At 67.2% G+C, this 11,167-nt stretch carries 8 protein-coding genes; 6 read left to right on the top strand and 2 right to left on the bottom strand.

Annotated features, from left to right (window positions below; all coding sequences use genetic code 11):
* The first annotated feature begins 27 nt into the window (after positions 1 to 27).
* The 3 genes from xylF (at position 28) to B0920_RS06415 (ending at position 3,891) form a co-directional block, all read left to right on the top strand.
* Positions 28 to 993, top strand: coding sequence for a D-xylose ABC transporter substrate-binding protein (gene xylF, locus B0920_RS06425; protein WP_229455570.1), 966 nt, complete (start codon positions 28 to 30; stop codon positions 991 to 993).
* A gap of 128 nt (positions 994 to 1,121) precedes the next feature.
* Positions 1,122 to 2,672 (top strand): D-xylose ABC transporter ATP-binding protein, encoded by a 1,551-nt coding sequence (gene xylG, locus B0920_RS06420; protein ID WP_078031714.1) that lies wholly within the window; start codon positions 1,122 to 1,124, stop codon positions 2,670 to 2,672.
* Positions 2,673 to 2,694: 22 nt separating this feature from the next.
* Positions 2,695 to 3,891 carry a sugar ABC transporter permease gene (locus tag B0920_RS06415; protein WP_078031713.1) on the top strand — a complete coding sequence of 399 codons (1,197 nt, stop codon included), beginning with the start codon at positions 2,695 to 2,697 and terminating at the stop codon, positions 3,889 to 3,891.
* Between the two features lie 151 nt (positions 3,892 to 4,042).
* Here B0920_RS06415 and B0920_RS06410 read toward each other — a convergent pair whose 3' ends face one another.
* Complete coding sequence (locus tag B0920_RS06410; protein ID WP_078031712.1) at positions 4,043 to 5,623, bottom strand: aldehyde dehydrogenase (NADP(+)); 1,581 nt, start codon at positions 5,621 to 5,623, stop codon at positions 4,043 to 4,045.
* Positions 5,624 to 5,844: 221 nt separating this feature from the next.
* Between B0920_RS06410 and B0920_RS06405 the strand changes: the two genes are divergently transcribed.
* The gene (locus B0920_RS06405; RefSeq protein WP_229455230.1) at positions 5,845 to 7,572 is read left to right on the top strand and encodes a DUF5597 domain-containing protein; all 1,728 of its coding nucleotides are present in this window, start codon (positions 5,845 to 5,847) and stop codon (positions 7,570 to 7,572) included.
* Between the two features lie 107 nt (positions 7,573 to 7,679).
* A complete protein-coding gene (locus B0920_RS06400) occupies positions 7,680 to 8,759 on the top strand; it encodes an SGNH/GDSL hydrolase family protein (protein WP_143745668.1) in 1,080 nt (359 codons plus the stop codon).
* Between the two features lie 77 nt (positions 8,760 to 8,836).
* Here the strand turns inward: B0920_RS06400 and B0920_RS06395 are convergent, their stop codons facing one another.
* Positions 8,837 to 10,039, bottom strand: a complete 1,203-nt coding sequence (locus B0920_RS06395) for a DUF4861 family protein (RefSeq protein WP_078031710.1) — start codon at positions 10,037 to 10,039, stop codon at positions 8,837 to 8,839.
* Positions 10,040 to 10,288: 249 nt separating this feature from the next.
* Between B0920_RS06395 and B0920_RS06390 the strand changes: the two genes are divergently transcribed.
* Positions 10,289 to 11,110, top strand: coding sequence for an NAD(P)-dependent oxidoreductase (locus tag B0920_RS06390; RefSeq protein WP_078031709.1), 822 nt, complete (start codon positions 10,289 to 10,291; stop codon positions 11,108 to 11,110).
* Positions 11,111 to 11,167 lie beyond the last annotated feature (57 nt).

Here is an 11,167-nt window from a genome sequence, read left to right as displayed (position 1 = left end):
ATCACGGCCGTCGGCCTCGCCTGCGCGATGCTGTTTTCCGCAGGCGCCGCGCAAGCGGATGCCAAGAATCCGAAAATCGGCTTCTCGATCGACGACCTGCGGCTGGAGCGCTGGACGCGCGACCGCGACTACTTCACCCAGGCTGCCGAAAAACTCGGCGCCAAGGTGTACGTGCAATCGGCCGACGCCAGCGAGCAGCGCCAGATCGCCCAGATCGAAAACCTGATCTCGCGCGGCGTCGACGTGCTGGTGATCGTGCCCTACAACGCCACGGTGCTGAACAACGCCATCCGCGAAGCCAAGAAGGCCAAGATCAAGGTGGTTTCCTACGACCGCCTTATCCTCGGCGCCGACGTCGACGCCTACATCTCCTTCGACAACACCACCGTCGGCGAGCTGCAGGCCCAGTCCCTGGTCCAGCTCAAGCCGAAGGGCAACTACTACCTGCTGGGCGGCGCCCCGACCGACAACAACGCCAAGATGCTTCGCGAAGGCCAGCTCAAGGTGCTCAAGCCCCTGGTCGACAAGGGCGACATCAAGGTCGTCGGCCAGCAGTGGGTGAAGGACTGGAGCGCCTCGGAAGCCATGGCCATCGTCGAGAACGCGCTGACCGCCAACGGCAACAAGATCGACGCAGTGGTCGCGTCCAACGACGCCACCGCAGGCGGCGCGATCCAGGCCCTGGCCGCGCAGAAGCTGGCCGGCAAAGTGGCCGTGTCGGGCCAGGACGCCGACCTCGCCGCCGTGCGCCGCGTGATCGCCGGCACCCAGTCGATGACCGTCTACAAGCCGCTCAAGGAGATCGCCTCCAGCGCCGCGCGTCTGGCGGTGCAACTGGTGCGCAACGAGAAGCCCGCCTTCAATGCCAAGATGAACAACAACTTCAAGCAGGTCGACACCGTGCTGCTCAAGCCGGTGCTGCTGAACAAGTCGAACGTCGACGTCCTGGTCAAGGACGGCTTCTACACCCAGGCGCAGCTGGCCGGCAAATAAGCGCCTGAACCATCAGCGTCTGCCGACGCCCCGCATCGGGCGTCCGGCTGGCTGGGGCACGCAAGCCGGGTGCGGCTTGCGCTGTTCCTGCCGCGTCCTGATCTTCAACGCATCACATTGAGTCCGCCATGTCCGGCTATCTGCTTGAAATGAAGGGAATCGCGAAGCGATTCGACGGCGTGCCCGCGCTCGACGGCATCGACCTGGCGATCCGGCCAGGGGAATGCATCGGCCTGTGCGGCGAGAACGGCGCCGGCAAGTCCACCCTGATGAAGGTCTTGTCGGCGGTCTACCCGCACGGGACCTGGGACGGCGAGATCCTGCTCGACGGCCAGCCGCTGCGCGCGCGCTCGGTGCGCGAGACCGAGGAAGCCGGCATCATCATCATCCACCAGGAGCTGATGCTCGTGCCGGAGCTCTCGGTGGCCGAGAACATCTTCCTCGGGAACGAGCTCACCCTACCGGGCGGCCGCCTGAACTACCCGGCCATGAACCGCCGTGCAGAGGAAATCCTGCGCGAACTGAAGCTGCCGGATGTGAACGTGGTCCTGCCGGTGAAGAACTACGGCGGCGGCCACCAGCAGTTGATCGAGATCGGCAAGGCCCTGAACAAGAACGCGCGCCTGCTGATCCTCGACGAACCCTCGGCCTCGCTCACCGCCTCCGAGATCGAGGTCCTGCTCGGCATCATCCGCGACCTCAAGGCCAAGGGCGTGGCCTGCGTCTACATTTCTCACAAGCTGGAAGAGGTGGCGGCGATCTGCGACACCATCGTTGTCATCCGCGACGGCAAGCACATTGCCACCACCCCGATGCCCGAGATGAGCGTGGACCGCATCATCGCCCAGATGTGCGGGCGCGAGCTGAACCAGCTCTACCCGTCGCTGCCGCATGCCGTCGGCGAGGTGGTGATGGAAGCGCGGCATGTGAGCTGCTGGGACCCGGACCAGCCGCAGCGCAAGAAGGTGGACGACGTCTCCTTCCAGTTGCGGCGCGGCGAGATCCTCGGCATCGCCGGCATCGTCGGGGCAGGGCGCACCGAGCTGGTAACCGCGCTTTTCGGTTCCTACCCGGGCAAGTACGAAGGCGAAGTCTGGCTCGAGGGGCGCAAGGTCGACACCTCCGAGCCGCTCAAGGCCATCCGCCACGGCTTCGCCCTGGTGCCGGAAGACCGCAAGCAGCACGGCATCGTACGCGACCTGTCGGTGGGCGAGAACATCACCTTGTCGGTGCTGGGCCGCTTCTCTCATTTGTCCCGCATCGACGAGGGCGAGGAGGCGCGCGAGATCGCCGACCAGATCCGGCGCCTGGCCCTCAAGACCGCCAGCCCGGCGCTGCCGATCACCGCGCTTTCCGGCGGCAACCAGCAGAAGGCGGTGCTGGCCAAGATGCTGCTCACCAAGCCCAAGGTGCTGATCCTGGACGAGCCCACGCGCGGGGTCGACGTCGGCGCCAAGTTCGAGATCTACAAGCTGATGCTGGAACTGGCCGCCCAGGGCATCGCCATCATCATGGTCTCGTCCGAACTGGCCGAGGTGCTGGGCGTGTCCGACCGCGTGCTGGTGATGGGCGAAGGCCGCCTGCGCGGCGAATTCGTCAACCAGCACCTGACCCAGGAAATGGTGCTGGCCGCGGCGCTCGGGCAGTCCGACAGCCTGGCCGCCGGCGCGGCCGTTTAACTTTGATTAGGCAAGCACAAACATGAACATCGACACCCTCCAGGCGCCGCGACAGGCAGCGGGCCGCCCGGCCGCGGGCGGCGGCATCAATCTCAAGCAGATCTTCACCCAGTACAAGATCCTCGCCCTGCTGGTGGCGATCGCGCTGATCTGGGCCTTCTTCAGCTGGAAGACCGACGGCGGCTTCACCTCGGCGCGCAACCTGTCGAACCTGATGCGCCAGATGTCGATCACCGGCATCCTGGCCTGCGGCATGGTGTTCGTCATCATCGCGGGCGAGATCGATCTCTCGGTCGGCTCGCTCCTCGGCCTGCTCGGCGGGCTGGCGGCGGTGCTCGACGTCACCCATGGCATGCCCTTGCCGCTCTCGATCGCGGTGGTGCTCGGTGCGGGGCTGGTGTTCGGCCTGCTCAACGGCTTCCTGACGGCCTATGCGGGGATACCCTCGTTCATTGTCGGCCTCGGGGGCATGCTGGCCTACCGGGGCGTGGTGCTGGGGCTGACCGACGGCGCCACCATCGCGCCGGTCTCGCCAGAGATGGAACAGCTGGGCCAGGCCTACCTGCCGGCCTCCTTTGGCGTGGCGCTGGGCCTGGTCTTGTTCGCGCTGGCCTGCGTGCTGGCCTGGCGCCAGCGCGTCAACCAGGCGCGCCACAACCTGCCGGTGATCGCCCTGTGGCGCTCGGTGTTCCGTGTGGCCCTGGTGGGCGTCGTCCTGGCGGGCCTGATCTCGACCTTCAACAGCTACGAAGGGATTCCGCTGCCGGTGCTGATCCTGCTGGTGCTGCTGGGGGTGTTCAGCTACATCGCGAAGCAGACCGTGTTCGGACGCCGCATCTACGCGGTCGGCAGCAATATGGAGGCGACGCGGCTGTCGGGCATCAACGTCAAGGCGGTCAAGCTGTGGATCTTCGGCCTCATGGGCCTGATGTGCGCGCTGGCGGGCCTGATCAATACCGCGCGCCTGGCTGCAGGCTCGCCCTCGGCGGGCGTCTCGGGTGAGCTGGACGTGATCGCCGCCTGCTTCATCGGCGGGACTTCGATGCGTGGCGGCGCCGGAACGGTGCATGGCGCGCTGGTGGGGGCGCTGGTGATGGCCAGTCTGGACAACGGCATGTCGATGCTGGATGTCGACACTTACTGGCAGATGATCGTCAAGGGATTGATCCTGACCCTGGCCGTGTGGCTTGATGTGGCGACCAGGACGGGGCGTAGGTAAGCGTCACGCAAATCCCACTCCACCACTAACGTCGTCCCCGCGGAGGCGGGGACCCAAGTTTTCAAGCATTACGACGGCGCTAAGAGAACTTGGGTCCCCGCCTTCGCGGGGACGACGCTTTTAGGTTAGCGGTGTGTTGAGAGCGAGACGATCACGCCGGCAGCTTCAGCTGCCCATCCACCAGGCGCGGCACGCCCAGCGTGTTCTCGTTGCGCAGTTCCTGTGGCAGCAGCCCCTCAGGCACGTCCTGATAGCACACCGGACGCAGGAAGCGCTCGATCGCGGTCGCGCCCACCGAAGTGCTGCGGCTGTCCGAGGTCGCCGGGTAGGGCCCGCCGTGCACCATGGCGTAGGCCACTTCGACCCCGGTCGGGAAGCCGTTGAACAGGATGCGGCCGACCTTGCGCTCCAGCAGCGGAATCAGCGATCCGGCGATGCCGTGGTCCGCCTCGGTGGCGTGCACGGTCGCGGTCAGCTGGCCCTCCAGGTGACGCGCCACCGCCAGCACCTCGGCTTCGTCGCGGCACACCACCAGCACCGAGGTCGGCCCGAAGATTTCTTCTTCCAGCGCCGGCGTGGCCAGGTAGGTCGCCGCGTCGCACTGGTAGAAGGCGGCGCGCGCGGCGCAGCCTTTGCCTTCCGGGCTGCCGTGGGCGACGAGTTCCACCCCGCTCAGGCCCGAGCGGCGCTCGACGGCGCTCTGGTAAGCCTGGTGGATGCCGGCGGTGAGCATGGTGCCGGCGGTCTTGAGCTGCAGCGCTTCGACCGTGGCGGCGCGGAAGGCGTCAAGGTCCGGGCCGGCGAGGCCGATCACCAGGCCGGGATTGGTGCAGAACTGGCCCACGCCCAGGGTCAGCGAATCCACGAAGCCGGAAGCCAGCTTTGCGCCGCCGGCCTTGAGGGCGCCCGGCAGCAGGAACAGCGGGTTAATGCTGCTCATCTCCGCATACACCGGAATCGGCTCCTCGCGGCCGTTGGCGATGCGCACCAGCGCCAGGCCGCCCTGGCGCGAACCGGTGAAGCCGACCGCGCGGATCGCCGGGTGGCTGACCAGGTCCTGGCCGATCTGGTTGCCTTCGCCGACCACCATCGAGAACACGCCTTCCGGCATGTCGCAGTCGAGCGCAGCCTGGTGCACGGCGCGCGCCACCAGCTCCGAAGTGCCGAGGTGGGCGTTGTGGGCCTTGACCACGACCGGGCAGCCCGCCGCCAGCGCCGACGCGGTGTCGCCGCCCGCCACCGAGAAGGCCAGCGGGAAGTTGCTGGCGCCGAAGACGGCGACCGGGCCGAGGGGAATCTTGCGCATGCGCAGGTCGGGGCGCGGCGGGGTGCGCTCGGGCAGGGCCGAGTCCAGGGTCGCATCGAGGAAGCGGCCGTCGCGCACCACCTTGGCGAACAGGCGCAACTGGTTCACCGTGCGGCCACGCTCACCTTCGAGGCGCGCCGCCGGCAGGCCGCTCTCCTGGCCGGCGCGCTCGATCAGCGCCGGGCCGATCTCCATGATGCGCTCGGCGATCGTCTCGAGGAAGCGGGCGCGCTGCTCCAGACCGATCGCACGGTAGGCATCGAACGCGCCCTCGGCCAGTTCGCAGGCTTGCGCCAGCTGCTCGGCGCTGGCGCCGCCGAAGGCCGGCTCGAGCGCGACGCCGCGCGCGGGGTCGTAGCTCTGGACGCTGCCGGCGCTGCCGCGCACGACACGGCGGCCGATGATCATGTCTCCGTTGATGGTCATGGATACTCCTTGCAGGTAATCGTTGAGGTGGGGGCGGAGCTGGATTGTTGGGCGCTATCATAGCAAATAGCCACGGTTCCTGCTTGGGGCGGACCGGGCAGGGTCCTAAGCTCAGCCGCCCCGGTTGAGGTGTTTGTTAGCGCGAACATATTTCTTGCAAATCAAACATGGCGGGTTTAGGATCGCCCGGTACGCCGTCAAGAGCGCAGCTCAGGAGACCCATGCCCGTCCCGAATCCCCGTTTCGCCGCCGCGGCCGCGCCGTCCGCGTCCGGCTCCCGCCAGGCCAAAGGCCTCATGCAGCGCCTGGCCGCCCTGGCCCTGACCCTGTCCACGAGCGCCAACTTGGCCGCCGCACCGGGAGACTTGCCGCGCATCGTCGCCAAGGACGGCCGCCACGCGCTGCTGGTCGACGGCCAGCCCTTCCTGATGCTGGCGGGACAGGCCCATAACTCCAGCAACTACCCGGCGGCCCTGCCCAAGGTCTGGGCCGCGCTGAAGGATGCGCGGGCAAACACGCTCGAGATGCCGGTGGCCTGGGAGCAGATCGAGCCCCAGGAGGGAAAGTTCGACTTCAGCTTCGTCGACGTCCTGGTCAAGGGTGCGCGTGACAACGGGATGCGCCTCGTGATCGTCTGGTTCGGCACCTGGAAGAACACCGGCCCCGGCTACCTCCCGGAATGGGTCAAGTTCGACAACCGGCGCTTTCCGCGCATGATCGACAAGGACGGCAAGACCAGCTACTCGCATTCGCCCTTCGGGGAAGCGACCCTGGCGGCCGACCGCAAGGCCTTCGTGGCCCTGATGGAGCACATCCGCCGGATCGACGCCAAAGAGCGCACGGTGCTGATGGTGCAGGTCGAGAACGAGGTCGGCACCTACGGCCTGGTGCGCGACTACGGGCCGCGTGCGCAGGCCGCCTTCGCGCAGCCGGTGCCGGACGCCGTGCTGGGGCGCCAGAAGGCGCCCGTGCCCGGCGCGGCCAAGGGGAGCTGGCGCGAAGTCTATGGCGACTACGCCGAGCAGTACTTCCATTCCTGGGCCATCGCCAGCTATATCGAGGAGATCGCGAAGGCCGGCCGAGCCGTCTACGACCTGCCGATGTTCGTCAACAACGCGCTGCGCGATCCCTTCCCGCAGCCGCCCCAGCCCTGGAAGGCGAATTTCGCCAGCGGCGGCCCGACCTACGACGTGCTCGACATCTACAAGGCGGCGGCACCCCACATCGACTTCGCCGGCCCGGACATCTACAAGCCCGAGTCCAGCAAGGTGACGGCCATCCTCAGGCAGTTCCAGCGCCCGGACAATGCGCTGATGATCCCTGAGATGGGCAATGCGGCCGGCTATGCGCGTTACGTCTACCAGGCGCTGGGCATGGGCGCGATCGGCATCGCACCCTTCGGCATCGACTATGCCGACTACAGCAATTATCCGCTCGGCTCGAAGTACACCGACCGCCGCATGGTCGAGCCCTTCGCCAGAGTCTTCGGCGTGTTCGCGCCGATGCAGCGCCAGTGGGCGCGCTGGGCGCTGGAGGGTCGCACCTATGGGGTGGCCGAAGGCGACGACCGGGCGCCGCAGACGGTCGAGATGAAGGGCTCGAAGGCGACCGTGTCCTTCCGCGAATTCCAGTTCGGCGAGCGCGAATGGCTGAAGGACAAGTCCGAGTATGCCGCGGGCACTGATCAACCGAGTGGCGGCGTGGCCATCGCCCAACTGGGCGACGACGAGTTCCTCATCGTCGGCCAGCAGGCGCGGGTGAAGATCGCGCCGCACGGCGCCAATGCCGGCAAGCCCTCCTTGTGGGCGCGGGTGGAGGAGGGACGTTTCGACGCCAGGGGCAGGTGGACGATGGAGCGCAACTGGAACGGCGACCAGACCGACTATGGCCTGAACCTGCCCGCGCAGCCGACCGTGCTCAAGGTTCGCCTCGGCACCTATCAAGACTAGTCCTGAAGGCACCGGGGGGTGTTCGCGCAGCAGGTCTGTGCGGCCGCGCGAACCCTGGCGCCGCAGGCAGGATCCAATACCTATCATCCACCAACCCATACATGCGCATGAAACCGATCTCCACCGCCCTGGCCCTGAGCCTGGCCCTCCTGTCCCAGCCCGGCCTGTCCGCCACCGTCATCGCGCCCGACAACCCCTACCTCCAGTACACCGGCCGGGTCGATTTCAGCGCGCCCGGCGCACCGGTGCTGTCCTGGCCGAACACCCAGATCGCCGGCAACTTCACCGGCACCTCGCTGGCCGTCAAGCTCGACGACCAGCATGGCAAGAACTTCTTCAACGTCTTCCTTGACGGCGACCTGACGCGCCCCACCATCATCCAGGCCGACAAGGGCAGCAAGACCTACCTCGTCGCGAACGGCCTCAAGCCCGGCGTGCACCGCTTTCTGATCACCAAGCGCACCGAGGGCGAGGAGGGCACGACCGTCTTCCAGGGACTGGAACTGGACGACAACGAGCGCCTGCAGGCGCCGCCGGCGCGGCTGCAGCGGCGCATCGAGTTCTTCGGCGACTCGATCACGAGCGGCATGGGCAACGAGGCGCCGCCGGACGGTGACGACGATTTCGCCAAGGACAAGAACAGCTTCCGCTCCTACGCCGCACTCACGGCGCGCGCGCTGAACGCCGAGCTGCACATGACCTCGCGCAGCGGCATCGGCGTGATGATCAGCTGGTTCCCGTTCACGATGCCGGATTACTACGACCAGGTGAACGCGGACGGCGACAACGACAGCAAATGGGATTTCCGGAAGTGGACCCCGGACGTGGTGGTGATCAACCTGATGCAGAACGATTCCTGGCTGATCGGGCGCGACCACAAGCTGCAGCCGGAGCCGGACGACGCCCAGCGCGTGGCCGCCTACCAGGCCTTCGTCGAGCGCATCCGCGCGCTCTATCCCAAGGCCTACATCGTCTGCGCCCTCGGCAGCATGGACGCCACCAGGGCCGGTTCCGTCTGGCCCGGCTACGTGAGCGCCGCCGTGCGCACGCTGCAGGCCAGTGGCGACCGCCGCATCGATACCCTGTTCTTCGAGTACACCGGCTACAGCAAGCATCCACGGGTGCAGCACCATGAGGCCAATGCCAAAAGGCTCACCACCTTCATTCGCCAAAAACTCGGCTGGTAGCCCTGACGGGCTGAGTGCAGCGATACCGTCCCTTCGTCGCCGCATCGGCTCCGTAACCGGGCCGGCGGCGCCTGGCCTTACTGCCGGCGCTCCAGGCTGACGCGCACCGGGTTGGCGGCGCGTGCGGCGGTCTCCGCGACCACGCGCTCCCAGTCGGCCCGGCTGGTGATCTCGCCGGCGCGGCTCCAGGCGCCGCCGGCGTAGTAGCGCAGCGGCTTGCCCGGCGTGGCCCTGGCGAGTATCAATTCGTTCAGCTCGTCCTGCGCGAACCCCTCGGCGCCCGGCATCACGACCGCGGTGCCGAAGGCGCCGTTGCCGGCCTGCTCGATCCATTGCAGCAGCACCGCGCCCTCGCGCTTGACCGCGATCTTCGGCTGCTGGCTCTTGTCGACCGGATTCCTGTTCAGGCCCGCGGCGATGGTCAAGGGTGCGTCTCCGGGTGCGCCGAAAGTGCTGTCGATGCGGTCCAGGTACTGGCCGGCGTCGACGGTGAAGCGCTTGGTCTCGGTGACCGGACGCCCGGCGGCGTCCCAGGCGGCATAGTAGAGCTCGAACACCGTGCGCACCGGGCCGTTGGCCAGGATCTTCCAGCCCGCATAGTTCACGCTGGTATGGAGGCGCGTGCCGTCCCAGACCCCGACCCCGCCAGCGCCCCGCGACTTGCCGACGCTGTACATGTCCATGCCTTCGCCCTCGTCCTTGTGGTAGTGGTCATGGCCCTTGTTGTACCAGCGGTCGACGATGGGGTAGTCGACCCGCTTGAACCACAGATCGAGGCCGCTGGTCACCAGCACTTCCTTGTCGACGCCGGCGGGCGCCGGAGCCGCCAGCGAAGGACCGTAGGTGCGGTGCGCGAGCTTGTCGTTCTCCCAGGCGAAATCGTCGAGGCGCTCCGGCACCTGGCGCGCGAATGTCCTGGTGGGGAACAGCGGCGCGACGCCCTCGATTCTCTCGACCGTGAAGCTGGCGCGTTTCTCGCCCGGCTTGAAACTGTGCTGGAACAGCAGTTCGCCGTAAGCGAGGCCGACATTCCGAGGGTCCTTGGCCTGGGGCGCGATATTCGTGACCTGGTGCGGCAGCACCCGGCCGCTTGCATCCTTGACGGCGATCTTCTGGATCAGGGCGTGGGGCAGGGCGGCGTTGACTTCGCTCCAGGGAATGGCGATGGTCTCGGAAGGTCGCGCGATGTCGAGCTCGTGCTGGACGGTGACGACCAGGCGCTCGGCGGCGACTGCCGGAGCGGCGGCCGCGAACAGTGCTGCAAGGAGTATCGGTTTCATGCTCGCCTCATTGTTGTTCACGGCTGCCGGCCGCGCGTCCTCGCCGGCGCCTGTCGCCCGGCGCCTGGGTATGGCGGGCCATTCTAATTTGCCCGGCCCGGCCCCGCAAGCCGGGCTAGCCACCTCGCAAACGCCTGTGGCATACTGAAAAACGCCCTTCCGAGGCGCGCCGCCAGCGCTGCAATGGCCGCGGCCAGGCGCCTGCTCCATCCGGCGCCGCCGATCCGAACACGATAGAGGAGTTGTTGAATGACCGAGAAAGCCGGCCCGCGCAAGCCCTTCAAACGCATCCTGCTGACCGGCGCCGCGGGCGGCCTGGGCAAGGTGCTGCGCGAGCGCATCAAGCCCTGGGCCGAGGTGCTGCGCCTGTCCGACGTCGCCGACCTGGGCGAGGCGCGCCCGGGTGAGGAACTGGTGCAGTGCGACCTTGCCGACAAGCAGGCAGTGCTCGCGCTGCTGGAGGGCGTCGACGCGGTGCTGCACTTCGGCGGCATCTCGACCGAGCAGCCGTTCGAGCCTATCATGCAGGCCAACATCCTGGGCATGGTCAACCTGTACGAGGCGCTGCACAAGGCCGGCACGCGGCGCGTGGTGTTCGCCAGCTCCAACCACGCGATCGGCTACCACCGGGTGACCGAGGTGCTGGACGCGAACTCGCCGACCCGGCCGGACGGCTATTACGGCCTGTCCAAGGTCTTCGGCGAGCAACTGGCCCGCTATTACTTCGACCGCTTCGGCATCGAGACGGTGTGCATCCGCATCGGCTCCAGCTTCCCCGAGCCGGCCAACAAGCGCATGATGAGCACCTTCCTGTCCTACGACGACCTGACCGAACTGCTGCGCTGCTCCCTGTTCGCGCCGCGCGTCGGTCACACCATCGTGTACGGCATGTCCGATAACGATAGCGTGTGGTGGGACAACCGCCTGGCCGCGCACCTGGGCTTCAAGCCGAAGGACAGCTCGGCCAGGTTCGCGCACCTGTTCCCGGACAGCGCGGAATATCCTGCGCCGGACGATGTGACGACCATCTACCAGGGTGGCAAGTTCCTGCTCGACGGCCCGAAATACTGAGCTTGCTCCCGATCGGGACAGTAAGACGTCTTCTTATAAGACATCATACAACTAGAT

Source organism: Massilia sp. KIM (assembly GCF_002007115.1).
Taxonomy (GTDB): domain Bacteria; phylum Pseudomonadota; class Gammaproteobacteria; order Burkholderiales; family Burkholderiaceae_D; genus Telluria.
This window is presented reverse-complemented; position numbering and strand designations above follow the sequence as displayed.